Annotated in this window: 20 protein-coding genes; 10 read left to right on the forward strand and 10 right to left on the reverse strand. The window is 67.7% G+C overall.

Annotated features, from left to right (window positions below):
• Positions 1-3: 3 nt before the first annotated feature.
• Positions 4-1,212, reverse strand: coding sequence for an MFS transporter (locus ACWBNA_RS16545; protein WP_482705092.1), 1,209 nt, complete (start codon positions 1,210-1,212; stop codon positions 4-6).
• Between the two features lie 119 nt (positions 1,213-1,331).
• On the opposite strand from ACWBNA_RS16545, the gene ACWBNA_RS16550 reads away from it, so the two are divergent.
• A complete protein-coding gene (locus tag ACWBNA_RS16550; RefSeq protein ID WP_482705093.1) occupies positions 1,332-1,784 on the forward strand; it encodes a GNAT family N-acetyltransferase in 453 nt (150 codons plus the stop codon).
• Positions 1,785-1,872: 88 nt separating this feature from the next.
• Here the strand turns inward: ACWBNA_RS16550 and ACWBNA_RS16555 are convergent, their stop codons facing one another.
• On the reverse strand, positions 1,873-3,258 hold the full coding sequence (locus ACWBNA_RS16555; protein WP_482705094.1) for a serine hydrolase domain-containing protein: 1,386 nt from the start codon (positions 3,256-3,258) through the stop codon (positions 1,873-1,875).
• A 154-nt stretch (positions 3,259-3,412) separates the two neighbouring features.
• A complete protein-coding gene (dnaB, locus tag ACWBNA_RS16560) occupies positions 3,413-4,891 on the reverse strand; it encodes a replicative DNA helicase (RefSeq protein WP_053751668.1) in 1,479 nt (492 codons plus the stop codon).
• A 460-nt stretch (positions 4,892-5,351) separates the two neighbouring features.
• Here dnaB and ACWBNA_RS16565 point away from each other — a divergent pair, with 460 nt between their 5' ends.
• Positions 5,352-6,689, forward strand: coding sequence for an MATE family efflux transporter (locus tag ACWBNA_RS16565; protein ID WP_482705095.1), 1,338 nt, complete (start codon positions 5,352-5,354; stop codon positions 6,687-6,689).
• A gap of 126 nt (positions 6,690-6,815) precedes the next feature.
• Here ACWBNA_RS16565 and rplI read toward each other — a convergent pair whose 3' ends face one another.
• The 4 genes from rplI to rpsF form a co-directional block, all read right to left on the reverse strand.
• The gene (gene rplI, locus ACWBNA_RS16570) at positions 6,816-7,262 is read right to left on the reverse strand and encodes a 50S ribosomal protein L9 (RefSeq protein ID WP_175433548.1); all 447 of its coding nucleotides are present in this window, start codon (positions 7,260-7,262) and stop codon (positions 6,816-6,818) included.
• Between the two features lie 18 nt (positions 7,263-7,280).
• On the reverse strand, positions 7,281-7,517 hold the full coding sequence (gene rpsR / locus ACWBNA_RS16575; RefSeq protein ID WP_003949403.1) for a 30S ribosomal protein S18: 237 nt from the start codon (positions 7,515-7,517) through the stop codon (positions 7,281-7,283).
• A gap of 57 nt (positions 7,518-7,574) precedes the next feature.
• Positions 7,575-8,180 (reverse strand): single-stranded DNA-binding protein, encoded by a 606-nt coding sequence (locus ACWBNA_RS16580; RefSeq protein WP_482705096.1) that lies wholly within the window; start codon positions 8,178-8,180, stop codon positions 7,575-7,577.
• Positions 8,181-8,257: 77 nt separating this feature from the next.
• A complete protein-coding gene (gene rpsF, locus ACWBNA_RS16585) occupies positions 8,258-8,548 on the reverse strand; it encodes a 30S ribosomal protein S6 (protein ID WP_005482942.1) in 291 nt (96 codons plus the stop codon).
• Between the two features lie 265 nt (positions 8,549-8,813).
• On the opposite strand from rpsF, the gene ACWBNA_RS16590 reads away from it, so the two are divergent.
• From ACWBNA_RS16590 to ACWBNA_RS16600, 3 genes are all read left to right on the forward strand, one after another.
• The gene (locus ACWBNA_RS16590) at positions 8,814-9,128 is read left to right on the forward strand and encodes a hypothetical protein (protein ID WP_482705097.1); all 315 of its coding nucleotides are present in this window, start codon (positions 8,814-8,816) and stop codon (positions 9,126-9,128) included.
• 178 nt (positions 9,129-9,306) lie between these two features.
• Positions 9,307-10,428 carry a peptidoglycan bridge formation glycyltransferase FemX gene (gene femX / locus ACWBNA_RS16595; protein WP_482705098.1) on the forward strand — a complete coding sequence of 374 codons (1,122 nt, stop codon included), beginning with the start codon at positions 9,307-9,309 and terminating at the stop codon, positions 10,426-10,428.
• A gap of 74 nt (positions 10,429-10,502) precedes the next feature.
• On the forward strand, positions 10,503-11,534 hold the full coding sequence (locus tag ACWBNA_RS16600; RefSeq protein ID WP_482705099.1) for an alanine racemase: 1,032 nt from the start codon (positions 10,503-10,505) through the stop codon (positions 11,532-11,534).
• Positions 11,535-11,635: 101 nt separating this feature from the next.
• On the opposite strand, the gene ACWBNA_RS16605 is transcribed toward ACWBNA_RS16600, so the two are convergent.
• Positions 11,636-13,156 carry a glycosyltransferase family 87 protein gene (locus tag ACWBNA_RS16605; RefSeq protein ID WP_482705100.1) on the reverse strand — a complete coding sequence of 507 codons (1,521 nt, stop codon included), beginning with the start codon at positions 13,154-13,156 and terminating at the stop codon, positions 11,636-11,638.
• Between the two features lie 107 nt (positions 13,157-13,263).
• Positions 13,264-15,969, reverse strand: a complete 2,706-nt coding sequence (locus ACWBNA_RS16610; protein WP_482705101.1) for a transglycosylase domain-containing protein — start codon at positions 15,967-15,969, stop codon at positions 13,264-13,266.
• Positions 15,970-16,345: 376 nt separating this feature from the next.
• On the opposite strand from ACWBNA_RS16610, the gene ACWBNA_RS16615 reads away from it, so the two are divergent.
• From ACWBNA_RS16615 to ACWBNA_RS16625, 3 genes are all read left to right on the forward strand, one after another.
• Entirely contained in the window at positions 16,346-17,029 is a 684-nt protein-coding gene (locus ACWBNA_RS16615) for a PadR family transcriptional regulator (RefSeq protein ID WP_482705102.1), read from the forward strand.
• Between the two features lie 44 nt (positions 17,030-17,073).
• The gene (locus ACWBNA_RS16620; RefSeq protein WP_482705103.1) at positions 17,074-18,156 is read left to right on the forward strand and encodes an inositol-3-phosphate synthase; all 1,083 of its coding nucleotides are present in this window, start codon (positions 17,074-17,076) and stop codon (positions 18,154-18,156) included.
• Between the two features lie 101 nt (positions 18,157-18,257).
• Positions 18,258-19,517 (forward strand): MFS transporter, encoded by a 1,260-nt coding sequence (locus tag ACWBNA_RS16625; protein WP_482705104.1) that lies wholly within the window; start codon positions 18,258-18,260, stop codon positions 19,515-19,517.
• 110 nt (positions 19,518-19,627) lie between these two features.
• Here the strand turns inward: ACWBNA_RS16625 and ACWBNA_RS16630 are convergent, their stop codons facing one another.
• Complete coding sequence (locus ACWBNA_RS16630; protein WP_482705105.1) at positions 19,628-21,070, reverse strand: CCA tRNA nucleotidyltransferase; 1,443 nt, start codon at positions 21,068-21,070, stop codon at positions 19,628-19,630.
• Between the two features lie 255 nt (positions 21,071-21,325).
• On the opposite strand from ACWBNA_RS16630, the gene ACWBNA_RS16635 reads away from it, so the two are divergent.
• On the forward strand, positions 21,326-23,719 hold the full coding sequence (locus tag ACWBNA_RS16635) for a DUF6049 family protein (protein ID WP_482705106.1): 2,394 nt from the start codon (positions 21,326-21,328) through the stop codon (positions 23,717-23,719).
• A 44-nt stretch (positions 23,720-23,763) separates the two neighbouring features.
• Positions 23,764-26,031: a murein biosynthesis integral membrane protein MurJ gene (gene murJ, locus ACWBNA_RS16640; RefSeq protein WP_482705107.1), complete on the forward strand. Its 2,268-nt coding sequence runs from the start codon at positions 23,764-23,766 to the stop codon at positions 26,029-26,031.
• Positions 26,032-26,105 lie beyond the last annotated feature (74 nt).

Here is a 26,105-nt window from a genome sequence, read left to right on the forward strand (position 1 = left end):
GGCTCACTGGGGCACGGCAGCCCGCTGTTCCGTCGGCACGCCCTCCGCGACCACCGTGCTGGGCGCGCTGTCTCGGCGTTCCAGAGCGGCCGAGAGGAAGGCGAGGAGCAGGGCGGCCGCAGCGAGGGCGGCGCCGACCCAGTTGGGGGCGGTGTACCCGAGGCCGGCCGAGATGACGAGACCGCCGAGCCAGGCGGAGAGCGCGTTGCCGAGGTTGAAGGCGCCGATGTTCACGGCCGACGCCAGCGTCGGGGCTCCGTGCGCCTGGTCGAGGACGCGCTTCTGAAGCGGCGGGACGGTGGCGAAGCCCAGGGCACCGATCAGCGCGATCGTGACGGCCGCCAGGGCCTTGTGGTGGGCGGTGAGCGTGAAGAGGGCGAGCACGACGGCAAGGGCGCCCAGAGAGACGTAGAGCATGGGCATCAGGGCGCGGTCGGCGTACTTGCCGCCGACGAGGTTGCCGCCGACCATGCCGAGGCCGAAGAGGACCAGGAGCCAGGTGACCGAGCCGTCGGCGAAACCGGCGACATTGGTCATCATCGGCGCGATGTAGGTGATGGCCGCGAAGACGCCGCCGAAGCCGAGTACGGTCATCGCCATCGCGAGAAGGACCTGCGTGTTCTTGAAGGCGGCCAGTTCGTGGCGCAGGCTCACGCCCTCCGCCCTGGGCATCTCGGGGACGAGCTTGGCGATGCCGAACAGTCCGATCACGCCCAGGGCGGCGACGATCCAGAAGGTGACACGCCAACCCACAAACTGCCCGACCAGCGTGCCGAGCGGGACACCGACGACGTTGGCGACCGTCAGGCCGGTGAACATCATCGCGATGGCTCCGGCCTTCTTGTCGGGGGCGACCAGGTCGGCCGCGACGACCGAGCCGATGCCGAAGAAGGCGCCGTGGGCGAGTGACGCGATCACGCGGCCGATCAGCATGACGGCGAAGGCGGGTGCGACGGCGGACAGCAGGTTGCCGACGATGAAGAGGCCCATCAGCAGCATCAGCATGCGCTTGCGGGAGATCTTGGTGCCGAGCACGGTCATCAGCGGAGCGCCGAACATGACACCGAGCGCGTAGCCGGTCACCAGGAAGCCGGCCGTAGGGATGGAAACCCCGAAGTCGCCCGCGACCTCGGGCAGCAAGCCCATGATCACGAACTCCGTCGTACCGATTCCGAAGGCCCCGATCGCGAGGGCGAGAAGCGCGAGCGGCATGGGGGTGACACCTTCCCAGACGGTTGCAAGAGCGCGTTACACGAAGACACATTAATTGCAGACGCTCTATATATGCAAACGCTGACTATTTTGGTAACGCCGTTGCGTAGAGTTCGACCATGGGAGATCTTGAGATACGGCCCGCCAAGACGGAGGACATTCCTGCGATCGTCGCCATGCTTGCCGACGACCCCCTGGGTGCCCAACGTGAGTCGCCGGACGACCTGACCCCGTACCTGACGGCTCTGGAACGCCTCACGGCCGACCCCAACCAGCATCTGATGGTCGCCGATCGCGAAGGTCGCGTCGTGGGGACGCTCCAGCTCACGATCATTCCCGGCCTGTCCCGGCGCGGCTCCACCAGGTCGATCGTCGAAGGCGTACGCATTCACGCCGACGAGCGCGGCAGCGGCCTGGGGACTCAGTTCATCGAGTGGGCTGTCGAGGAATCCCGTCATCAGGGCTGCCAGTTGGTGCAACTGACGTCGGACAACACCCGCACGGACGCCCACCGCTTCTACGAGCGGCTCGGCTTCACGGCATCGCACGTGGGTTTCAAGCTCCAGTTGTGACGTGACACCGGGCGACATGCCGCTCCGGCTACGACATGGCGAGGCGGCCCGTTTCACGTGAAACAGGCCGCCTCGCCGCGACCGACGGTCAGCCGATGCCGCGCCAACCCTCGGGATCCACTCCGCCGGGCAGGGAAGCCCCCTCGCCGTACGGCTGCCGCGTGAAGACGAACGACCCGAGGTCGAGATGGCTCACGGAGCCGTCAGGGCGTCGTACCGCCTTCAGGAGCTCTCCGGCGTAATAGCCTTCCAGGCCCGCCCAGGTTCCGTCACCGTTCGCCCGAAACCGCGAACGACGGCCGTTACCGGAGAGAGGGCTCAGCGAGGCGAGCCCGTCGGCCGTCAGCCGCAGGGCGAAGCCATGCGTACCCCAGTACCACTGGCCCGCCAACTCGAGATCGTCCGCCTCGACTTCGGCCAGCGGCCTCCATGGTTCGGGGAAGCGGGGTTCGGACTCGGCGACGATCCGTACGAGGTCTGCACCCACGGCCGACAGCAGCGGTCCCGAGGTGCAGTTGGCCAGCACCACCACCGCGACGTCGTCCGCCACGCTGATGGTGAGGTTCGCGAGAAAGCCCGGCAGCGAACCCGAATGTCCCACGAGCAACCGTCCGTCCCGGTGCTGGATCTGCATACCCAGCCCATAGGTGGCACCGTCCACGACATCCGCGGCCTCGGCCGGCGCCGCGGGTGTCCGCATCTCCAGCACGGTCTCGGCGTTCAACACCTGCTCGTCCCCCTTCGCCAGGAAGACGGCGAACTTAGCCAAGTCGCCTGTGGTGGACCAGAGTTGCCCGGCCGGAGCCATCAGCCCAAGATCCTCCGTGGGTTCGGGCAGCATCACGTCGGCCCACGGGTGCACCGCCCAGCCACCGGCATGAGGGGCCAGCGGCCGCGTGCTCGTACGGTCGAGACCCAGCGGCTCGAGCACCTCGCTACGCAGTACCTCCTCCCACGAAGCCCCGCGCAGCTTCTCCACCAGCGCGCCCAGGAGGCTGTAGCCCGGGTTGGAGTAATGGAAGCGGCGGCCGACCGGATGCCGGAAGGGCTGCTCCCCCAGTACGTCGGCGAGTTCGGGACGCAGAGACCCCGGCGTGCGCTCCCACCACGGCGCGGGGGACTCGGCCGCCAGTCCACTCGTGTGGGCCAGCAGTTCGGCGATCGTGGCCTCTCCCGCACCGGTTCCCGGCAGATGTTTCTCCAGCGGGTCACTGAGGTCGAGCGCGCCCTCGTCGCGCAGCCGCAGCACGAGGACGGCAGTGAAGGTCTTGGTGATCGACCCGATCCGGTACTGCACGTTCTCGTCGGGGCCGTGCCCCTCCACCGAGGTCCGCGAGCCGTGCCACACAGCCCGCCCCTCCCGTACGACCGCCGCAACCAGCGACGGCGCACGTCCTTCCGCCTGAGCCACGGCAATCCGGTGCAACAACGCCCGGCGCGTGCCGGGAAGCAGCTCTTCCTGAGATGTGGTCATGGCCCCAGTCCACCCTGCGGGGCACTCGGGAGTCGAGCCTGCCGGTTGCCGGGTCGGAGGGTCTGCATCATGCCAACGTGGATGACGGCATCAGGGTCGGTGCTGTTGTCGGCCGCGTCCTCGGCCGGCGGGCCCGGCTGAGGACGCTCCGGGATCAGGTCTGCGCCATGTCCACAAAACGCGAGTAGTGGCCCTGGAAGGCGACCGTGATCGTCGCCGTCGGACCGTTTCGGTGCTTGGCCACGATCAGGTCAGCCTCGCCGGCGCGCGGGGACTCCTTCTCATAGGCGTCCTCGCGGTGCAGCAGGATGACCATGTCGGCGTCCTGCTCGATGGAACCGGACTCACGCAGGTCGGAGACCATGGGCTTCTTGTCCGTGCGCTGCTCGGGACCACGGTTCAACTGGGAGAGCGCGATGACCGGCACCTCCAGCTCCTTGGCCAGCAGCTTCAGGTTTCGCGACATGTCCGAGACTTCCTGCTGACGGTTCTCCGCACGCTTCGAGCCACCGGACTGCATCAGCTGGAGATAGTCGATGACGACCAGCCTGATGTCGTTGCGCTGTTTCAGCCGGCGGCACTTGGCACGGATCTCCATCATCGACAGGTTCGGGGAGTCGTCGATGAACAGCGGCGCGGCCGAGACGTCCGGCATCCGCCGGGCCAGCCGCGTCCAGTCCTCGTCGGTCATCGTGCCGGATCTCATGTGGTGCAGGGCAACGCGGGCCTCGGCGGACAGCAGGCGCATCGCGATCTCGTTGCGGCCCATTTCGAGGGAGAAGATCACGCTCGGCAGGTTGTTCTTGATCGACGCGGCCCGCGCGAAGTCCAGCGCGAGGGTGGACTTACCCATGGCGGGACGGGCGGCGATGACGATCATCTGGCCCGGATGCAGACCGTTGGTCAGCGAGTCGAAGTCCGTGAAACCCGTGGGCACTCCGGTCATCTCACCGCTGCGCGAGCCGATCGCTTCGATCTCGTCGAGCGCACCCTCCATGATGTCGCCGAGGGGCAGGTAGTCCTCGCTGGTGCGCTGCTCGGTGACCGCATAGATCTCGGCTTGGGCCCGGTTGACGATCTCGTCGACGTCGTCGTCGGCCGCGTATCCCATCTGTGTGATGCGGGTACCGGCCTCCACCAGGCGGCGCAGGACGGCACGCTCGTGGACGATCTCCGCGTAGTACTCGGCGTTCGCCGCCGTCGGAACGGTCTGGACGAGGGTGTGCAGATACGACGCCCCGCCGACCTTGTTGATCTCACCGCGCTTGGTGAGTTCGGCGGCGATCGTGATGGGGTCGGCCGGCTCGCCCTTGGCGTAGACGTCGAGGATCGCCTGATAGATCGTCTCGTGCGCCGGCTTGTAGAAGTCGTGGCCCTTGAGGACCTCGACGACATCAGCGATGGCGTCCTTGGAAAGCAGCATGCCGCCCAGCACGGACTGCTCGGCGTCGAGATCCTGCGGCGGAACCCGCTCGAAGGATGAACCGCCGCCCTCCCAAGCCCCGTTCTCCCTGCCTCGGTCGTGCTGCTCGTCGCGGCCCCGGGCTCCGTCGCCACGACGTCGGGAGGCGGGCAGACGATCACTGGGACCGCTGTCCGCCCAGGGGTCGTCCAAGGGCTCGGAAATGCTCACCGAGCCACCTCCTCCCGTCCGCGGAGCGGACCTTCGCCGTGCCTCTCTTTTCTACGGCACGGCACTGACAAATGAGACGCCCAACTCCGGTTCTGGCGCGTCGGCTTTGTGATGGTTTCCAGGCCGACGGACGGAGTGGGCGCCGGTCCACGGTAGGCCCGCGGGCACCGTCAGCCAATCTGGTTATCCACAGGCCATGTGGACGACGGCCCGGATGCTGTGGAGAAGTCGGCAAAACCTGTGCACGACCCGGTGGACAGCCCTGTGAACAAGCTTCGGCACTTCGCACGAAGACCCATCTGACCTGGCCTTTCGCCGTCCACCGGCTGTGCAGAAGAAAAACTTTCCCAGTCAGACCAAGATCACATCGAACGGTACGCAGAAGAGCACATGGCGCGACGATCAGTAAGGGTCATTGCACCATTGCATCTCTTACCTGTGGACGATTAGATTGGTGCTCATGACACAGGCTCCCGCGACCCCCAAGGCCACCCGCCGCCGGCACGACCGAGAGATCGTCGCGCTGGCCGTCCCGGCCTTCGGCGCGCTCGTCGCCGAGCCCCTCTTCGTCATGGCCGACAGCGCCATCGTGGGCCATCTCGGCACGGCCCAACTCGCCGGTCTCGGCATCGCCTCGGCTCTCCTCGTGACCTCCGTCAGCATCTTCGTCTTCCTCGCCTACGCCACCACGGCCGCCGTGGCCCGACGCGTCGGAGCGGGCGACCTTCAGGCCGCCATCCGCCAAGGCATGGACGGCATCTGGCTGGCGCTACTTCTCGGTGCCGCCGTCATCGCCACCATCCTGCCCACCGCCCCGGGGGTCGTGGAACTCTTCGGCGCCTCCGACACCGCCGCCCCGTACGCGACCACCTACCTACGGATCTCAGCCCTGGGCATCCCGGCCATGCTCGTCGTGCTCGCCGCCACCGGCGTTCTGCGCGGACTGCAGGACACAAGGACACCGCTGTACGTCGCCATCGCGGGCTTCATCGCCAACGCCGCCCTCAATGTGGCCCTCGTCTACGGCGCCGGCCTCGGCATCGCGGGCTCCGCCTGGGGCACGGTCATCGCGCAGTGTGGCATGGCCGCCGCCTATCTCGTGGTGGTGGTCCGCGGTGCCCGTCGGCACGGGGCGTCACTGAGACCCGATGCCGCCGGGATCCGGTCCTCAGCACACGCCGGCGTCCCCTTGCTCGTCCGTACGCTCTCGCTACGGGCGATCCTGATGATCGCCACCGCTGTGGCAGCTCGCCTCGGCGACGCCGACATCGCGGCACACCAGATCATCCTGTCGCTGTGGAGCCTGCTCGCGTTCGCGCTCGATGCCATCGCCATCGCCGGACAGGCCATCATCGGTCGCTATCTCGGAGCCGACGACCCGGAAGGCGCCCGCAACGTCTGTCGCCGCATGGTGCAGTGGGGCATCGCGGTCGGCGCCCTGCTCGGCATACTGGTCATGATCAGCCGCCCGGTATTCCTGCCCCTCTTCACCAGCGACTCCGTGGTGAAGGACGCGGCCCTGCCCGCTCTCGTGATCGTCGCCCTGTCTCAGCCGATCTGCGGCGTCGTCTTCGTCCTGGACGGAGTCCTCATGGGCGCGGGCGACGGTCCATACCTGGCGTGGGCGATGCTGGTCACCCTGGCGGTGTTCATCCCGGCCGCCATCCTGGTACCTGCCCTGGGCGGCGGACTCACGGCTCTCTGGGCGGCCATGACACTGATGATGGCCGTGCGCATGTTGACACTGTGGCTACGCACCCGCTCCGGGCGCTGGCTGGTGACGGGCGCGACGCGCTGACTGTTTCACGTGAAACCGGCGTTTCACGTGAAACATGAACTCCCGAAAAGACACTCGGCGCGCGGAAGGGGCCGCACCTCGCTGGGTGCGGCCCCTTCCTTCAGCCATTCAAGCCGAGTGCGGCGATCAGGCCGCGACGACCTCGATGTTGACCTTGGCGGCAACCTCGGGGTGCAGACGCACGGACGTCTCGTGGGCGCCCAGCGTCTTGATCGGCGAGCCGAGCTCGATGCGGCGCTTGTCGACCTCGGGGCCACCGGAAGCCTTGATCGCGGAAGCGACGTCGGCCGGAGTGACGGAACCGAAGAGACGACCGGCGTCGCCGGAGCGGACGGCCAGGCGAACCTTGACACCCTCGAGCTGGGCCTTTACAGCGTTGGCCTGCTCGATGGTCTGAATCTCGTGGATCTTGCGAGCACGACGAATCTGCTCGACGTCCTTCTCGCCACCCTTGGTCCAGCGAATCGCGAAGTTCCGCGGGATCAGGTAGTTGCGAGCGTAACCGTCCTTGACGTCGACGACGTCGCCCGCGGCACCGAGGCCGGAGACCTCGTGGGTGAGGATGATCTTCATGTTTCGGTCACCCTTCCCTTATCGCGCAGTGGAGGTGTAGGGCAGCAGCGCCATCTCACGGCTGTTCTTCACTGCCGTGGCGACGTCACGCTGGTGCTGCGTGCAGTTGCCGGTCACGCGGCGGGCACGGATCTTGCCGCGGTCGGAAATGAACTTCCGCAGCATGTTCGTGTCCTTGTAGTCCACGTACGTGACCTTGTCCTTGCAGAATGCGCAGACCTTCTTCTTAGGCTTGCGCACAGGCGGCTTCGCCATGGTGTATCTCCTGTGTGATCAAGAAGTGTGGGTACGACCCACCCTCGGCCCGGAGGCCTAGAAGGGGGGCTCGTCCGAGTAGCCGCCGCCGGCGCCACCGCCGCCGGAGTTTCCACCCCAGCCGCCGCCACCGCCGCCGCCCTGCTGGCCGCCGGCGGGAGCGCTGGTTGCCCACGGGTCGTCGGCAGGAGCACCGCCGCCGCCCTGCTGGCCGCCGCCGGAGCCACCGCCCCAGCTGCCACCACCCTGGGCGCCGCCGCCACCGCCACCGCCGCTGAACCCACCCTGGCCACCGCGGCCGGCGGTCTTGGTGACCTTGGCCGTGGCACTGCGCAGGCTGGCGCCGACTTCCTCGACGTCCAGCTCGTAGACCGTGCGCTTGACGCCCTCACGGTCCTCATAGGACCGCTGCTTCAGCCGGCCCTGCACAATGACGCGCATGCCTCGCTGGAGCGACTCGGCGACGTTCTCAGCCGCCTGCCGCCAGACCGAGCAGGTCAGGAACAGGCTCTCGCCGTCCTTCCACTCATTCGTCTGACGGTCGAAGGTGCGGGGGGTGGACGCGACACGGAACTTCGCGACCGCCGCACCGGAAGGGGTGAAGCGCAGCTCGGGGTCGTCGACAAGATTGCCGACGACCGTGATGACGGTCTCGCCTGCCATGGGGGAACCTCTCGGCGGGTTTGCTGCTGGCTGCTGGTGCTGCTACTCGGAATCCGAGATCAGCTGAGCGGGAAAGCTCAGTGGGTCTCGGGACGGAGGACCTTGGTCCGGAGGACCGACTCGTTCAGGTTCATCTGGCGGTCGAGCTCCTTGACGACCGCAGGCTCGGCCTGCAGGTCGATGACCGAGTAGATGCCCTCAGGCTTCTTCTTGATCTCGTACGAGAGACGACGACGGCCCCAGGTGTCGACCTTCTCGACCTTTCCGTTGCCCTCACGGACGACGGAGAGGAAGTTCTCGATCAGGGGGGCGACAGCGCGCTCCTCCAGATCGGGGTCGAGGATGACCATCACCTCGTAGTGACGCATGTAGAACCCACCTCCTTTGGACTCAACGGCCACGGCAGTTCCGTGGCAGGAGGGTTGTGATGCGTACGCAACGGTATCGGCCGCCACTGACAATCGGGGGTCCCGAGGGGGAGTCCTTTGTCATGACGTGGGCAGACACCGGTGCAGACGCTACAGACTACCCGTACAGCGGCTCCCGGTTGAAATCAGGCCGCCAGGACCGTCAATCTGTACACATCGGGTGTGTATGGCGCTACGATGCGCCGTCTTCCGCAGGAGGTGCCCTATGGCACAGGCAATGCGACCCAACACCGTCGGAGGCCTTTTCGCCACGGACGGCAAGCCCCACCCGCTCCAGGACACACTGCTCGCGGTGACTCTGGTGCTGGGCTTCACCTCGTTCGTCACGGCGATGTTCCACAGCCTGCATCTGCTCAGCTCCTGGACCGGCCTGGTGGGGATCCTCACCGGCGCGTACGGGCAGTGGATCTCGGAGACGACCCGGGAACGCTTCGGGCTGGTCCTCGGCCTGGGCGCGGCGGCAGTCGGCTTCTTCCTCGGCATGGCCCACGGCGGCCTCTTCGGTGGGGTTTTTGACTGACGCCTCGGACACCGTCCGCTGAACCCCCATAAAACGCGGCGGAACGCCTCGGCGGCCAACAGGCCGGGGCGAAGGTTCCGTACGCCCAGTCGGGGCGCTCGCCAGGCGCAGTAGGCTTCGGCGCGAGAGCCGGAGCCCCCTTACCCATGGGGCCACACCAGCCCGAGGAGCGCCCCGAATGAGCCTGACCCTGAGGACGATCAGCCGCGAGCAGCATCTGGCATACATCCAGAGCCTGCCGTCGGCGAGCCACATGCAGGTTCCGGCCTGGGCCGACGTCAAGGCGGAGTGGCGCTCCGAGAGCCTGGGCTGGTTCGACGACCGCAGTGGTGAACTGGTCGGCGCGGGTCTCGTCCTCTACCGGCAGCTGCCCAAGATCAAGCGCTACCTCGCCTATCTTCCAGAGGGCCCGGTCATCAACTGGTTCGCGCCGAATCTCACCGAGTGGCTGGAACCGATGCTCGCGCATCTCAAGCACCAGGGCGCCTTCTCCGTGAAGATGGGGCCGCCGGTGATCATCCGGCGCTGGGAGGCCGCCTCCATCAAGCAGGGCATCCAGAACCCGGACGTGAAGCGGCTGCGTGACATCGAGGCCGACTTCATCGAACCGCGCGCCTTCGAGGTCTCCGACAAGTTGCGCCGCATGGGCTGGCAGCAGGGTGAGGACGGGGGCGCCGGCTTCGGCGACGTACAGCCCCGCTATGTCTTCCAGGTGCCGCTGGCGAACCGCTCCCTGGAAGAGGTCCACAAGAACTTCAACCAGCTGTGGCGCCGCAACATCAAGAAGGCCGAGAAGGCAGGCGTCGAGGTCGTCCAGGGCGGCTATCACGACCTGGAGGAATGGCAGCGCCTGTACGAGATCACCGCTGTGCGGGACCACTTCAGGCCCCGCCCGCTGTCGTACTTCCAGCGCATGTGGACGGCCCTCAACACCGAGGACCCCAACCGCATGCGGCTGTACTTCGCCCGGCACAACGGCGTGAACCTGTCGGCGGCGACGATGCTGATCGTCGGCGGGCACGTCTGGTACTCCTACGGCGCCTCCGACAACATCGGCCGCGAGGTCCGGCCCTCGAACGCGATGCAGTGGCGGATGCTGCGCGACGCGTACGCGCTCGGCGGCACGGTCTACGACCTGCGGGGCATCTCCGACTCCCTGGACGAGACCGACCATCTTTTCGGTCTGATCCAGTTCAAGGTGGGCACGGGCGGCCAGGCCGCCGAGTACCTCGGCGAGTGGGACTTCCCGCTGAACAAGCTGCTCCACAAGGCGCTCGACATCTACATGTCCCGCCGCTGAGGTCGCGTTCTTCGCTTCAATAGCTCCCATACCTCTGATACACCGCAGCCACCAGAAAGGTTCCAGGTCCGGCCATGGCGCTCACGCTCTACGTCGACACCGCGCGCTGGCGGGCGCACCACAAGCACGTGCAGGAGCAGTTCCCGGGACTCGTCCCGGTCTGCAAGGGCAACGGCTACGGCTTCGGACACGAGCGGTTGGCGGAGGAGGCCACGCGGCTCGGCTCGGACGTCCTCGCCGTCGGCACGACGTACGAGGCCGCCCGCATCAAGGACTGGTTCGGCGGTGACCTGCTGGTGCTGACGCCGTACCGGCGCGGCGAGGAGCCCGTCCCGCTGCCCGACCGGGTCGTCCGCTCGGTGTCGTCGATCGACGGGGTGTACGGCCTCGTGGGCGCCCGTGTGGTCATCGAGGTGATGTCCTCGATGAAGCGGCACGGCATCAGCGAGCAGGACCTGCCGCAACTGCACGCCGCCATAGAGAACGTCCGTCTCGAGGGCTTCGCGATCCACCTGCCGCTGGACCGTACCGACGGCTCGGACGCCGTCGAGGAGGTCATCGGCTGGATGGACCGGTTGCGCGCGGCCCGCCTGCCGCTGCACACGATGTTCGTCAGTCACCTCAAGGCCGAGGACCTGGCCCGGCTGCAGCAGCAGTTCCCTCAGACCCGCTTCCGCGCACGGATCGGCACCCGACTCTGGCTGGGGGACCACGAGGCCACCGAGTACCGCGGGGCGGTCCTGGACGTCACGCGCGTCTCCAAGGGCGACCGCTTCGGCTACCGCCAGCAGAAGGCGGCCTCGGACGGCTTCCTGGTGGTCGTGGCGGGTGGTACGTCCCACGGCGTGGGCCTGGAGGCTCCCAAGGCGCTGCACGGTGTCATGCCCCGCGCCAAGGGCGTTGCCCGCGCCGGCCTCGCCACGGTCAACCGGAACCTTTCTCCGTTCGTCTGGGACGGCAAACAGCGTTGGTTCGCCGAGCCACCGCACATGCAGGTCTCCATCCTGTTCGTACCGGCCGAGGCCTCGGAACCGAAGGTCGGTGAGGAGCTGGTGGCCCATCTGCGCCACACCACCACGCAGTTCGACCGGATCGTCGACCGCTGAGCCCCGGCTTCTCGCCGGCTGAGCGGTTCAGGAACAGCCGAAAGGCCGTACACGGAAGTCCGTGTACGGCCTTTCGCGTGGGTCGCCCACGTCGTGTTCGCTCAGAGCGAACCACCCGTGGAGGGCTCGGAGGGGGCCACCGCGCGCTGGGTGCCCCACTCCACCTGAGGCACCTCGAAGTGGGCCGCGTGCCGCGGCGGATGGGCCGCGGGGCCGAGGACGAAGACATCCTCCGCGCCGTCGAGCACACCGCCCGAGGGGTCGTCGTCACCTGCCCGGCGCACCACGTCCCGCTCCGGCATGAGGATGTCCCGCACGACCACCACACACAGGTACAGCGTGCCCAGCAGGTGCAGGGCGATGGCCCAGTGATAGCCGTCGGTCGGCAAGCCCTTGTGGGCGTCTCCGCTGGTCGTGTACGCGAGGTACATCCAGATGCCCAGGAAGTACGCCACCTCGCACGCCTGCCAGATCAGGAAGTCCCGCCACTTGGGCCGGGCCAGCGCGGCCAGCGGCACCAACCAGAGGACGTACTGCGGCGAGTAGACCTTGTTGGTGAGGATGAACGCCGCGACGATCAGGAAAGCGAGCTGAGCGAAGCGCGGACGGCGCGGGGCGGTCAGCGTCAGCGCCGCGATGCCACCGCAGCACAGCAGCATCAACAGCGTGGCCATCGTGTTCACGGTCTCGGTGCTGGGCGGGTTGCTCGTGTTCTGGGACCAGATCAGCCAGAAAGAGCCGAAGTCGACGCCTCGCTCCTGGCTGAACGTGTAGAACTTCGACCAGCCGTCGAAGGCGAAGAACATCACCGGCAGGTTCACGACCAGCCAGGCGACGATCGCCCCGACCAGGGCCGTCCCGTACTCCCGCCATCTGCCGGCGCGCCAGCACAGCAGGAGCAGTGGGCCGAGCAGGAGGAAGGGATAGAGCTTGGCGGCCGTGGCGAGCCCCAGCAGGACGCCGAAGGCGAGGGAGCGGCCCCGGGCCCACATCAGCATCGCGGCGGCCGTCAGGGCGACCGCGAGGAGGTCCCAGTTGATGGTGGCGGTGAGCGCGGCGGCGGGCGCGAGGGCGATCAGCAGCCCGTCCCAGGGGCGCCGGGCGTGCGTACGGGTCACACAGACGGCGATGACGGCGGCGCACGCCATCAGCATCCCGGCGTTGACCATCCAGTACCACTGTTCCTGGTCCTGGATGCTGCCGCTGCCGGGCGTGAGCCAGCTGGCGACCTCCATGAACACACCGGTCAGCACCGGGTATTCGAGGTACTGCATGTCACCGGGGAGCTTGTCGAAATACGGGACGAGTCCGTCGGCGAAGCCGCGCCCCTGATAGAGGTGCGGGATGTCCGAGTAGCACGCATGCGTGTACTGCGAGCTGGCGCCGAAGAACCAGGCGCCGTTGTAGCACGGCGCCTTCTGGACCAGGCCGAGGGCGAACATGCCGATCGCCACGAGAGCAATGATCCGGACGGGAGTCCACCAGGACGTCCCGAGCAGGGCACGTCGTCCGACGGGGCCACCGATCAGCTCACTGCCGCTCCTGGCGACCTCGTCGTCCTTCGTCGGCCGCACCATGTCCGGCTCGTGCACGCTCGCTGGCGTCGATTCTGCACTGGGCATGCAGCCATCCTGCCGTACTCACCTAGGAGTACGCCGAGGGCCGCCGCACCTGTGGGGTGCGGCGGCCCATGTTTCACGTGAAACACCCTCTGTGGGCGATATGACGGCTAACCGGCTGGGCCTCCGAAGATGCCTCCGTTGTTGTTTCCGTTGTTCCCGTTCTCGCCTGTCGGCGACTCTGTGGGCGAGGAGGTCACACCGCCGTCGGTGGTGCCTCCGTTGTCCGTCCCGCCGGTGTTGTCACCGGTGCACTGCCAGTCGAACTGGCAGCTCTCGGTCGGTGTGGGCGACGGAGAGCTCGACGTCAGGCTGGGCGACGGGCTCGGCGTGGGACTGGCGGACTCGGTCTCACTGACCGTGGGAGTGGGCGTCGGGGTCGGGACGTCGTTGATGATCTCGCCGATGGGCTCGGGCGTCGGGAACGACTCCGCCGTCATGCCCTTCAGTGCCTGTTCCATGTAGTCGTGCCAGATCTCGGACGGGAACGAGGCACCGTGGATCTTCTCCTGGCCACCCGTTCCGAACATCTTCAGGAACTCGCGGTTCTTCTTGGACTCGTCGTCGTCCATCCGGAACATGGTGATCGACGTGGACAGCTGCGGGGTGTAGCCCACGAACCAGGCGGACTTGTTGCCGTCGGTGGTACCGGTCTTGCCCGCCACCTCACGGCCGGTCAGCTTGGCATTGGTACCTGTGCCCTTGTCGACCACGGTCTTGAGGACGTCCGTGACGTTGTCGGCGACCTTCGCTTCGAACGCGTCCTTCGTCTCGTCCTTGTGCGTGTAGATCTGGCCTTCGTTGCTCGTGACCTTCTGCACGGAGAACGGCTCACGCTGCTTGCCGCTGGCCGCGAATGTGGCGTACGCGCCCGCCATGCGGATAGCGCTGGGGTCGGAGATGCCGATGGAGAAGGACGGGAAGCTCGTGCCCGCAAGGCTGTTCTCCTTGAGGCCGGCGTCCATGGCCGACTCCTTCACCTTGTCCAGCCCGACGTCCATGCCGAGCTGCACGAAGGCGGAGTTCACCGATTCCCGCATGGCCTCACGCAGGTCGATCTGGTAGTTCGGCGGACTGCCGTACGACTCCTGGCCGTCGTTCTCCTGGAGCCACTCCTTGTCCTTCTCGTTCTTCCAGATCGACCCGTCGTAGTTCTTGATCTTGAGGTCGTTCTTGCCGCTGTACAGACTCTTCGGAGAGACGACCGTGCGCTCGTCCTGTGCCTGGCTCTCGCCCAGGTCCGGATCGCGCACACCCCACTTCATCGCGGCCGCGAGCACGAACGGCTTGAACGTCGAACCCACCTGGGCACCGGTCGCGTCGGCGTTGTTGGTGAAGTGCTTCGTCGCGTCCTCACCGCCGTAGATGGCCTTGATGGCACCGGTCGTCGGATCCACGGAAGCGCCGCCGAACTGGACGTAGGTGTCCGTCTTCGGGCGCTCCTTGGGCTTGATGTTCGCCTTCTGGACCTTCTGGACCGACTTCTCGAGCTCGTCGACCTTCTTCTTGTCGAAGGTCGTGTAGATCGAGTACCCGCCCTGCTGCAACTTGTCGGCGCTGATGATGTCGTTGTTGATCAGGTACGCCTTGGCGAGGTCGACGAGGTAGCCCACCTGGCCGCTCAGCTCGTTGTTCGAGCGCGGGTTCTTCCAGTTGGGGAGCTTGGTGTACTTGGCCCGTACCGCGGGGTCCAGATGGCCGTACTCGACCATCTTGTCGAGCGTGTCCTGCATCTGTGCCAGGGCCCGCTTTTGGTTGGCCTCCGGACTGGCGCCGGTCGGGTCGATGGAAGTCGAGCCCGCCGGGTCGTAGTACGTGGCGCCCTTGAGTGTCGCGGCGAGGAAGGCACACTCTCCCTCGTTCAGGTCGACGGCGTCCTTGTTGAAGTACGCGCGGGCAGCCGCCTGGATGCCGTAAGCCGAGCGTCCGTAGTACGCGGAGTTGAGGTAGCCCTCCATGATCTTGGACTTCGAGACCGTGGCGCCCACCTTGATGGAGACGAAGATCTCCTTGAACTTTCGCGAGACCGTCTGGGACTGGTCGTTCAGCATCGCGTTCTTCACGTACTGCTGGGTGATGGTCGAGCCACCCTGCGTCTCACCACCGCGGGCCATGTTGAACACCGCGCGGGCGATGCCCTTGGGGTCGATGCCGCTGTCGGTCTCGAAGGTCTTGTTCTCCTGCGAGATGACGGCGTACTGCATCGCCTTGGGAATCTGCGAGAGGTTGACGTTCTGGCGGTTCGTCTCACCGCCCGTGGCGACCATCTCGCTGCCGTTGGCCCAGTAGTAGACGTTGTTCTGCGCCGTCGCGGTCTGGTCGATGTTCGGGACGCTCACGAGCGCGTACCCGACGCCCGCGACCGCGACCAGGCCTCCGAAGAAGCCGATGAACAGGCCCGTCACCAGCTTCCACGACGGCACCCAGCGCGCCACGCCGTACTTGCCGGAGCGCGGGTAGTCGATGAGCCGCTTCTTGCCGGAAGCCGCTGGACGCCCCCTGCCCCGCCCAGGGCCGTTCGGGCCGCCGGGACCACCACGCCGGCCACGGCCGGCGGGTTCGGCCGCTCTGCGTCGGCTTCCACTACTTCTCTGTGCCGCCCGGCGCGCCTCGGCGCGGCTGCCGAACTGACGTTCCTCGCCTCCCGGACCATAGGAATCCGACTCATGGGAACTCTCCCCATAGGAGTCGGAAAGAGACCCGGTGGCGCCTCGCGGAGCCGCGCGGCGGCCGGAGGACGAACCGGACTGGCCGCGTCGGGCCGCGGCACGTCCGCCTCCCTGCGGCTGCGGCGGTTTGCGACGGTGCTCGCTCATCGAACGACTACTCCTCGGGCAGGCGCACCTTTGCGCGCCTGGAAACGGCGGCTGGTTTCCGGTCCCCCCGAAGTACGGATGTGGTCGGTTACACATTCACCCGTACTGCACCGAGGACAAAGACGCCCCCCAGGCGTCACTCGGTTCCCGGTGGTGTGCATGGCGCACAGACTACGCACCGTCAAACCCTGCCTAGCCCAGTAGTTCACCCCAAACCAGGCAACTCGCTTCCCATGAATCAGTGATGTGATCCCGTTCACCATCTCCTCCCTTGCCGGAGCCGGAAGGCCGTTCTATCGTCTGGATGTATCGAGTCGATACATCAGCTCGGCATAACGACCGTCACGGCCCCGTCCGCGGCAGAGAGGAGGCGACGATGAGCCGGCGTTCCGGGATCCTCGAGTTCGCCGTACTCGGCCTGCTCCGCGAGTCCCCGATGCACGGATATGAGCTGCGCAAACGACTCAACACGTCACTGGGCGTGTTCCGTGCGTTCAGCTACGGAACCCTGTACCCCTGCCTCAAGACGCTGCTCGCGAACGGCTGGTTGATCGAGGAGCCGGGGAACACCCCCGCGGACGCCCTCGCCACACCACTCGCAGGGCGTCGTGCCAAGATCGTCTACCGGTTGACGGCGGAAGGTAAGGAGCACTTCGAGGAGCTCCTCTCGCAGACGGGTCCCGACGCGTACGAGGACGAGCACTTCGCCGCCCGCTTCGCCTTCTTCGGGCAGACCTCTCGTGATGTGCGGATGCGCGTCCTCGAGGGTCGCCGCAGCAGACTCGAGGAGCGCCTGGAGAAGATGCGCGTTTCTCTGGCCCGCACCCGGGAGCGTCTCGACGACTACACCCTTGAGCTCCAGCGCCACGGAATGGAGTCCGTGGAGCGCGAAGTGCGCTGGCTGAACGAGCTCATCGAAAGCGAGCGGGCCGGACGGGACCTCAAGGGTTCCGCGTCCGGGGGGTCCGCTCAGCACGACACCACATCTGGAGCGTCGGGCGATCTGCCCCGTCCCGGGGACCTCCCCGGGACGGATTCGCCCGACGACACCGCCACGTGAGCGCCCCTTCAGGGCCTCACTCGTACACACAGGGAGCAACCGGAATGGGTTCGGTTCGCGTAGCCATCGTCGGCGTGGGCAACTGCGCCGCGTCGCTGGTGCAGGGAGTCGAGTACTACAAGGACGCCGATCCGGCGACCAAGGTGCCCGGCCTGATGCACGTCCAGTTCGGCGACTACCACGTCGGCGACGTCGAGTTCGTCGCCGCCTTCGACGTCGACGCGAAGAAGGTCGGCCTCGACCTCTCGGACGCCATCGGTGCCAGCGAGAACAACACCATCAAGATCTGCGACGTCCCGAACAAGGGCGTCACGGTCCAGCGTGGCCACACGCTCGACGGTCTCGGCAAGTACTACCGCGAGACCATCGAGGAGTCCGACGAGACCCCGGTCGACGTCGTCCAGATCCTCAAGGACAAGCAGGTCGACGTCCTCGTCTGCTACCTGCCCGTCGGTTCCGAGGACGCGGCGAAGTTCTACGCCCAGGCCGCCATCGACGCCAAGGTCGCGTTCGTCAACGCCCTTCCGGTCTTCATCGCCGGCACCAAGGAGTGGGCGGACAAGTTCACCGAGGCGGGCGTTCCGATCGTCGGCGACGACATCAAGTCGCAGGTCGGCGCCACCATCACGCACCGCGTGATGGCGAAGCTGTTCGAGGACCGCGGTGTCCGTCTCGAGCGCACCATGCAGCTCAACGTCGGCGGCAACATGGACTTCAAGAACATGCTCGAGCGTGACCGCCTCGAGTCCAAGAAGATCTCGAAGACGCAGTCCGTCACCTCGCAGATCCGCGACCGCGACATGGGCGCCGACAACGTCCACATCGGCCCGTCGGACTACGTCGCCTGGCTGGACGACCGCAAGTGGGCGTACGTCCGTCTCGAGGGCCGTGCCTTCGGTGACGTCCCGCTGAATCTGGAGTACAAGCTCGAGGTCTGGGACTCCCCGAACTCCGCGGGTGTCATCATCGACGCCCTGCGCGCCGCGAAGATCGCCAAGGACCGCGGCATCGGCGGCCCGATCCTGTCGGCGTCCTCGTACTTCATGAAGTCCCCGCCGGTCCAGTACTTCGACGACGAGGCCTACGACAACGTCGAGAAGTTCATCAAGGGCGAGGTCGAGCGCTAGGGAACCAGAACGCAGCACGCCAAGACCCCGGTGTGCTCGCCTGTTGAGGGTCCCCGAGGCATTGCGCCCGGGGGCCCTCCCCTTGTGTGAGGCTGTGCACCATGGCCGTCGTCCGTGACCTGCGCGTCCTCCTCCGCTTCCGGAACTTCCGCCGCCTCCTCGCCGTACGGCTGCTCTCGCAGGGCGCCGACGGCGTGTACCAGGTCGCTCTCGCCGCCTACGTCGTCTTCTCGCCGGAGAAGCAGACCTCGGCCACCGCGATCGCCTCCGCGATGGCCATCCTGCTGCTCCCGTACTCCCTGGTGGGCCCCTTCGCCGGCGTCCTGCTGGACCGATGGCGCCGCCGCCAGGTCTTCCTGTACGGCAACCTGTTGCGCGCCGCAATGGCATCGGTGACCGCCGCCCTGATCGTCAGCCAGGTACCCGACTGGCTCTTCTACGTCTCCGCCCTGTGTGTCACCGCCGTCAACCGTTTCGTCCTGTCAGGCCTGTCCGCCGCGCTGCCCCGGGTCGTGGACGCGGAGCGCCTGGTGATCGCCAACTCCCTTTCCCCGACCGCCGGAACGCTCGCCGCGACCGCGGGCGGCGGTCTCGCCTTCGTCGTACGGCTGGTGGTCGCGGACTCGGACGCGGCCGTGGTGCTGGTGGGAGCCGCGCTGTACCTGTGCGGGGCGCTCGCATCACTGCGCATGGCTCCGGAACTGCTGGGCCCCGACCGCGTGATACCGCATCGACTCGCGACAGCGCTCGTGGGCACCGCCCGCGACCTGATGGCGGGCGTACGGCATCTCGCCGCACCCTCACGCCGGGAGGCCGCCCAGGCGCTCGGCGCGATGGCGCTGATGCGGTTCTGCTACGGCGCTCTGCTGGTCATGCTGCTGATGCTCTGCCGGTACGAGTTCTCCTCGAACACCGACGACGGACTCGCCCTGCTCGGCCTGGCCTTGGGAATCTCCGGCGCAGGCTTCTTCGCGGCAGCCGTCGTGACGCCCTGGGCGGCCGGACGGCTCGGCCCCGGCAGGTGGATCCTCGTGTGCGCCGCGGCCGCCGCGGTCCTGGAACTCTCCCTGGGTCTGCCGTTCGCCACCGCCCCCATGCTCGCCGCGGCCTTCGTGCTGGGCCTGTCGACCCAGGGCGCGAAGATCGCCACGGACACGATCGTCCAGTCCTCGGTCGAGGACGGCTTCCGGGGAAGGATCTTCTCCGTCTACGACGTGCTGTTCAACGTCGCCTTCGTCAGTGCCGCCGCCGTCGCCGCCCTGATGCTGCCTCCGGACGGCCGGTCGGTGCCGCTGGTACTCACGATCGCCGTCATCTACGGAGCAGTCGCCGTTGCTCTGGCCCGATTTGAACGCCGGTGACCTCCACCGAGTCATGTTTCACGTGAAACACGCCTCTGAGTGCACCCGAGAGGGGCCTTCTGCGCGTCCGGGGTCATGTTTCACGTGAAACATGACCCCCTTTCACGGCTTCAGCTCTGCTCGGCCCACCACTCCTTGAGTGCGGCCACCGCCTCGTCGTGCTCCATCGGCCCGTGCTCCAGACGAAGCTCCAGCATGTGCTTGTAGGCGCGGCCGACAGCGGGGCCGGGCCCGACACCGAGGTTCTCCATGATCTGGTTGCCGTCGAGATCGGGACGGATCGCGTCCAGCTCCTCCTGCTCCTGGAGCTGAGCGATCCGCTCCTCCAGGCCGTCGTACGCCCGCGACAGCGCGGCCGCCTTTCGCTTGTTCCGGGTCGTGCAGTCCGACCGGGTCAGCTTGTGGAGACGGTCGAGAAGCGGCCCCGCGTCCCTGACATAGCGACGGACCGCGGAGTCGGTCCATTCCCCGGCGCCGTACCCGTGGAAGCGCAGGTGGAGTTCGACCAGTTGCGAGACGTCCTTCACCAGATCGTTGGAGTACTTCAGGGCGGTCATGCGCTTCTTGGTCATCTTCGCTCCGACCACCTCGTGGTGATGGAACGAGACCCGGCCGTCCTGCTCGAAGCGGCGTGTGCGCGGCTTGCCGATGTCGTGCAACAGAGCGGCCAGGCGGAGAACGAGGTCGGGACCGTTCTCCTCCAGCGCGATCGCCTGCTCCAGAACGATCAGCGTGTGCTCGTAGACGTCCTTGTGCCGGTGGTGCTCGTCGCTCTCCAGCCGCAGGGCGGGCAGCTCCGGCAGGACGTGGTCGGCGATCCCCGTGTCGACGAGCAGCGTCAGACCCTTGCGCGGGAGCGCGGAAAGGATCAGCTTGTTCAGCTCGTCCCGTACCCGCTCGGACGAGACGATCTCGATGCGCCCGGACATCTCCTCCATGGCCGTGACGACCTCGGGAGCCACCTCGAAGTCGAGCTGCGCGGCGAAGCGCGCGGCCCGCATCATCCGCAGCGGGTCGTCCGAGAAGGACTCCTCGGGGGTGCCCGGCGTGCGCAGAACACGCGCCGCGAGGTCGTCGAGGCCGCCGTGCGGATCGATGAACTCCTTCTCCGGCAGCGCGACAGCCATCGCGTTCACGGTGAAGTCCCGTCGGACGAGGTCCTCCTCGATGGAGTCGCCGTACGACACCTCGGGCTTGCGCGAGGTCCGGTCGTACGCCTCCGACCGGTAGGTGGTGACCTCGATCTGGTAGCCGTCCTTCTGGGCACCGACCGTGCCGAAGGCGATCCCGACCTCCCAGACGGCGTCCGCCCACGGCCGCACGATCTTCAGGACGTCCTCGGGACGAGCGTCGGTCGTGAAGTCCAGATCGTTACCGAGCCGGCCGAGCAGCGCGTCCCGGACGGAGCCGCCGACCAGGGCGAGCGAGAACCCGGCCTCCTGGAATCGGCGGGCGAGGTCGTCGGCGACAGGAGCGACCCGCAACAGTTCACTGACCGCGCGGAGCTGCACCTGACTCAGGGCACTGGGGGTGTCTTCGTTGGCGTTCGGCACAACAGAAGAGGGTACGTGGCTCGGGCGGCCCCGAGCTCCTCCATTAAACGCGCACAGACTCTCCACCCCTACCTGCACAAGGCCTGCCCGCGAACCCACGAAGGTGGCCCCTTTTATACGTGCACAATCGGGACAGCACGGCCGCGTCCCCGATCTTGTGAAGCAGACCGCGGCACTTCCCCTCAGCGCGCATCGTTACCATGCGTGGACGCACATTCCGACGACCACTGACGACGACGAGGGACGGGCGAGCGCGTGGCCGAGGCGGCAGACTTCCAGGGGACGAGTCCCTCACCTGCCCGCCGCTGGCTGCGGCGCACCGGAGCGCTGCTCGCCGGGGCGCCTCTGCTGGCCGGACTGTGCCAGCTGCCCTCAGCAACGTCCGCGCACGCCGCCGGACAGACCTTCGCGCAGGCCGCCGCCGACTCGGGCACGGTGTCCGTGGCCGTCGACACGCTCAGCCCCAGCACCCCCACGGACGGCGACACACTGACCGTGTCCGGCACGGTGACCAACAACGGCAAGCAGGCCGTCACCGACGCACATGTGGGCCTGCGGGTGGGTAACGAGGTGACGACCCGCTCGGGCATCGACAGCGCCGCCAGGGACAGCAGCGACACGCAGGCCGCCACCGGGCCGGAGGTCGGCGGCAAGTACGTCGAGAAGTACTCCAAGCTGACTCCGGGCGTCGCCCAGCCCTTCTCCATCTCGGTACCGATGGACGAGCTCGACCTAGGCAGCAGCGGGGTCTACCCCCTCGCTGTCTCGCTCTCCGGCGAGACCTCCGCGCAGCCCTGGGAGCAGGTGCTCGGCACGCGGAGCACGTTCCTGCCGTGGCAGTCCGGCGAGGCGGACACGAAGACGAAGACGACGTACCTGTGGCCGCTTCTCTCCACCGTTCACATGACGGCGGAGACGGGATCGAACGAGCAGCAGACGCCGGTCTTCCGCAACGACGACCTCGCCAAGGAGATCTCCCCGGGCGGCCGCCTGGACCAGCTGGTGTCACTGGGCAAGGACCTCGACGTCACGTGGGTGGTCGACCCCGACCTGCTGGCCTCGGTCGACGCGATGACGAACACCTACCGCGTGAAGTCGGGCGAGACCACAAGGCCGGGCTCCCAGGAGAATCAGGCGCTCGCCAACCGCTGGCTCGCCGAGTTGCAGCGGGCGGTGGTGGGCAAGGAAGTCGTCGCGCTGCCGTTCTCCGACCCGGACCTCGCCTCCCTCGCCCACAACGGCACGAGCGTCACCGGCTCCCTGAGCCAGCTCAAGAACGCCACGGATGTCGTCACCGACACGGTGGACACGATCCTCCACGTGAAACCGGTCACCGACTTCGCCTGGCCCGTGGAGGGGGCCGTCGACCCCTCGATCGTCAAGGTCGCCACGTCCGCCGGCGCCGACAAGGTCATCGCACGCAGCGACAGCCTGCAGGAGACGGGCCCTCTGACGTACACGCCCTCCGCGGCCCGGCCCATCGGCGGCGGCACCACGGCCGTGGTCGCGGACGCTCGCCTGTCGACGGCCTTCCAGGGCGATCTGACAAGGGCCTCCGCCTCCACGCTCGCCGTACAGCAGTTCCTGGCCCAGAGCCTCGCCCTCAACCTGCAGACCGACAAGCAGCGCAGCATCGTCATCGCCCCGCAGCGCTTGCCGTCGTCGCGCCAGGCCCTGGCCATGGCCGAGGCGGTGACGGCTCTGCAAGGCGGGAACTGGTCCGAATCCCAGGACCTCACCGCGGCCGCCACCGCCAAGCCGGACCCGGCGGCCACCACGAAGGTGCCGTCGACGTCCAAGTACCCCGCCTCGCTGCGCAAGCAGGAGCTGCCGCGGTCGGCCTTCGTGCAGATCGCCGGCACGCAGGAGAAGCTCGACAACTTCAAGGTGATCCTCGCCAACCAGTCCAGGGTGGTGACCCCCTTCGGACGGGCCTTGAACCGTGAGATGTCCACGTCGTGGCGTGGTCGCGCCGCGGAGGCGACCGGCTTCCGCAACGACGTGGAGGAGTACCTCGATGAGCTGAAGGACCAGGTCAAACTGATCGACAAGTCCGAGACCAAGCTCTCCGGACGCAGCGCCACGATCCCGGTGACCGCGCAGAACAACCTGGTGCAGGGCGTGGACCACCTGGTGCTGCGGCTCACCTCGCTCAGCCCGAAGCGCCTCGAGATCCGCGGCAAGTCGTACTCCGAGCAGTCGGTCGAGGTCAACGGCGGACACAGCCAGACGGTGAAGTTCCCCACGACGGCCAAGGCCAACGGCAAGGCCACGGTGATCGCCCAGCTGTACACGGAGGACGGCCAGGCGTACGGCGAACCCGTCACCTTCGACGTGAAGGTCACCGAGTTCACGGCCACCGTGATGCTGGTCATCGGCGGCGGCTTCCTCCTGCTCGTCCTCGCCGGCTTCCGGATGTACACGCAGCGCAAGCGTGCGGCCGCCCGTGAAGCCGAGGATGACGGCCCCGACGGAACGGACGAGGCCGAGGGCGAACCGGTGAACCACGGGGGCCCCGAAGACCGTCTCAAGGAGGAGTCCGGCACCCGGGCCCGGGCAGACGACCCCGAGCAGCCGAGTGACCCGACGCCGGACACCCCAGCGGAAAGCGCAGACCCTTCCGGCACGGGTGAGAGAGTGGACCGTTGAGGATGTCGTGGCCGGTGGGCCCGGGACGATGAGGTGGGGTAACCATGAACGCGCCGTACGACGGTGACCGCGGCCAGGCCGCGGGCAGCTCGGGCGACCCCGAGGGCCCGCCGCCCGAGCACGGCCAGGTACCGCCGCAGCCCCCCGCAGACATGTACCTCCAGGACGCCCACGACCAGGACCCCTACCGGGCGCAGGAGCTCTACGCCCAGGACCCGGTCGCCGAGGCGCTCTACGACCGCGCGGCCCACCCTCCGCCGCCCCCGGACGCATACCAGCCGCAGCAGCCGCTTTACGCCCAGCCGTCGCAGTCGTCGTACGCCCCGGACCCGCGCGTGTGGGCGCAGACCCCGGCGCCCGAGCCGGAGGGGCCGACCCAGTACCTGCCGTACGGCGACGATCCCCGGACCACTCAGTTCGTGGGCGTCGACGACCTGGTGACCCAGGCGGGCGAGCAGCGCCACGAGCCGGACGCCTTCGCCCACCTCTTCCGGGACCAGCAGCAGGGTGGCGGCCACTCGCCGTACGACCCCCCGTCGGTACCGAATCCGACCCCCGCACCGCCAGCAGGTCAGTACCAGGCGGCGACACCGCCCGCCCAGGGTCAGTACCAGGCGCCCCCGACACCGTCCGCCGCCGAGACCCCCGCTCCGGCGGCGCCGGCGCCCGCCGCGAAGAAGGGCGGCCGGGCCACGGGTCTGCTGCAGTCGAGTGCCGTGATGGCGGCGGGCACGATGGTCTCCCGCCTCACCGGCTTCGTCCGCTCCGCGCTGATCGTCTCGGCGCTGGGCACCGCTTTCCTGGGTGACTCCTTCCAGGTGGCGTACCAGCTGCCGACCATGATCTACATCCTCACCGTCGGCGGCGGCCTGAACTCCGTCTTCGTGCCACAGCTCGTGCGCGCCATGAAGGACGACGACGACGGTGGTGAGGCGTACGCGAACCGGCTGCTGACGCTCGTCATGGTGGCGCTCGCCGCGCTCACCGCGATCGCGATGTTCGCGGCGCCGCTCTTGGTGCGCGCGCTGTCGAACTCCGTCGCGAGCGACCCCGCGGCCAACGACGTCGCCGTCACCTTCACCCGCTACTTCCTGCCCTCGATCTTCTTCATGGGCGTCCACGTGGTGATGGGGCAGATCCTCAACGCCCGTGGCAGGTTCGGCGCGATGATGTGGACCCCGGTCCTCAACAACATCGTCATCATCGTGACGCTCGGGATGTTCCTCTGGGTGTACGGCACCGCGGAGCACTCCGGGATGAGCGTCACGAACATCCCGCCGGAAGGCCAGCGACTGCTCGGCATCGGCATCCTGCTCGGGCTCGTGGTGCAGGCCCTCGCGATGATCCCGTATCTGCGCGAGACCGGCTTCCGACTGCGGCTGCGCTTCGACTGGAAGGGCCACGGCCTGGGCAAGGCCGCGATGCTCGCCAAGTGGACCATCCTGTTCGTCCTCGCCAACCAGGCGGGCGCGCTCGTGGTCACCCAGCTGGCCACCGCGGCGGTCGCCGGCACGAAGATCCCCGGCACCGGCTTCAGCGCCTACGCGAACGCCCAGCTCATCTGGGGCCTCCCGCAGGCCATCATCACCGTCTCCCTCATGGCCGCCCTGCTGCCTCGCATCTCGCGCTCGGCCGCCGAGGACGACGGCGGAGCGGTGCGCGACGACATCTCTCAGGGCCTGCGCACGACAGCGGTCGCGATCGTGCCCCTCGCCTTCGGCTTCGTGGCACTCGGCATCCCGATGTGCACGCTGATCTTCGGCTCCTCCGGGACCAGCGCCGCCACCAACATGGGGTACATGCTGATGGCCTTCGGCCTCGGCCTGATCCCGTACTCGGTGCAGTACGTCGTCCTGCGCGCCTTCTACGCGTACGAGGACACCCGAACCCCCTTCTACAACACGGTCATCGTGGCCGCCGTCAACGCCGCCGCCGCCGCCGTCTGCTACATCGTGCTGCCGGCCCGCTGGGCGGTGGTCGGCATGGCAGCCGCGTACGGCCTGGCGTACTCGATCGGTGTCGGCGTCGCCTGGCGCCGGCTGCGCAAGCGGCTCGGCGGAGACCTCGACGGCGGGCGCGTCCTGCGGACGTACGCCCGGCTCTGCATCGCCTCGGTACCGGCGGCCCTGCTCAGCGGAGCCGCCTGCTACGGCATCGGCCACACGCTCGGCCAGGGCGTCCTCGGCTCGTTCGCCGCACTGATCGCCGGAGGAGCGGTACTGCTCGGAGTCTTCTTCGTCGCCGCCCGCAAGATGCGTATCGAGGAGCTGAACTCACTGGTCGGGATGGTCCGCGGGCGCCTGGGGCGCTGAGGCGGGGGTAAGCGCACAACCATCGTCCGCCACCGTGTGTCGTGCATAGCGGCGGACTGTGGGCACAATTGGTT

It is taken from the genome of Streptomyces sp. Q2 (assembly GCF_056820935.1).

Bases quoted from the DNA above. Each gene is read 5' to 3' on its own strand.
- ACWBNA_RS16610 (WP_482705101.1), bottom strand. From the start codon at position 15,969: ATGAGCGAGCACCGTCGCAAACCGCCGCAGCCGCAGGGAGGCGGACGT.
- ACWBNA_RS16625 (WP_482705104.1), top strand. From the start codon at position 18,258: ATGGCCGTCGTCCGTGACCTGCGCGTCCTCCTCCGCTTCCGGAACTTC.
- ACWBNA_RS16545 (WP_482705092.1), bottom strand. From the start codon at position 1,212: ATGCCGCTCGCGCTTCTCGCCCTCGCGATCGGGGCCTTCGGAATCGGT.
- murJ (WP_482705107.1), top strand. From the start codon at position 23,764: ATGAACGCGCCGTACGACGGTGACCGCGGCCAGGCCGCGGGCAGCTCG.
- ACWBNA_RS16550 (WP_482705093.1), top strand. From the start codon at position 1,332: ATGGGAGATCTTGAGATACGGCCCGCCAAGACGGAGGACATTCCTGCG.
- rpsR (WP_003949403.1), bottom strand. From the start codon at position 7,517: ATGGCGAAGCCGCCTGTGCGCAAGCCTAAGAAGAAGGTCTGCGCATTC.
- rplI (WP_175433548.1), bottom strand. From the start codon at position 7,262: ATGAAGATCATCCTCACCCACGAGGTCTCCGGCCTCGGTGCCGCGGGC.
- ACWBNA_RS16605 (WP_482705100.1), bottom strand. From the start codon at position 13,156: ATGCCCAGTGCAGAATCGACGCCAGCGAGCGTGCACGAGCCGGACATG.
- ACWBNA_RS16565 (WP_482705095.1), top strand. From the start codon at position 5,352: ATGACACAGGCTCCCGCGACCCCCAAGGCCACCCGCCGCCGGCACGAC.
- ACWBNA_RS16555 (WP_482705094.1), bottom strand. From the start codon at position 3,258: ATGACCACATCTCAGGAAGAGCTGCTTCCCGGCACGCGCCGGGCGTTG.
- femX (WP_482705098.1), top strand. From the start codon at position 9,307: ATGAGCCTGACCCTGAGGACGATCAGCCGCGAGCAGCATCTGGCATAC.
- rpsF (WP_005482942.1), bottom strand. From the start codon at position 8,548: ATGCGTCACTACGAGGTGATGGTCATCCTCGACCCCGATCTGGAGGAG.
- ACWBNA_RS16590 (WP_482705097.1), top strand. From the start codon at position 8,814: ATGGCACAGGCAATGCGACCCAACACCGTCGGAGGCCTTTTCGCCACG.
- ACWBNA_RS16620 (WP_482705103.1), top strand. From the start codon at position 17,074: ATGGGTTCGGTTCGCGTAGCCATCGTCGGCGTGGGCAACTGCGCCGCG.
- ACWBNA_RS16600 (WP_482705099.1), top strand. From the start codon at position 10,503: ATGGCGCTCACGCTCTACGTCGACACCGCGCGCTGGCGGGCGCACCAC.
- ACWBNA_RS16580 (WP_482705096.1), bottom strand. From the start codon at position 8,180: ATGGCAGGCGAGACCGTCATCACGGTCGTCGGCAATCTTGTCGACGAC.
- ACWBNA_RS16615 (WP_482705102.1), top strand. From the start codon at position 16,346: ATGAGCCGGCGTTCCGGGATCCTCGAGTTCGCCGTACTCGGCCTGCTC.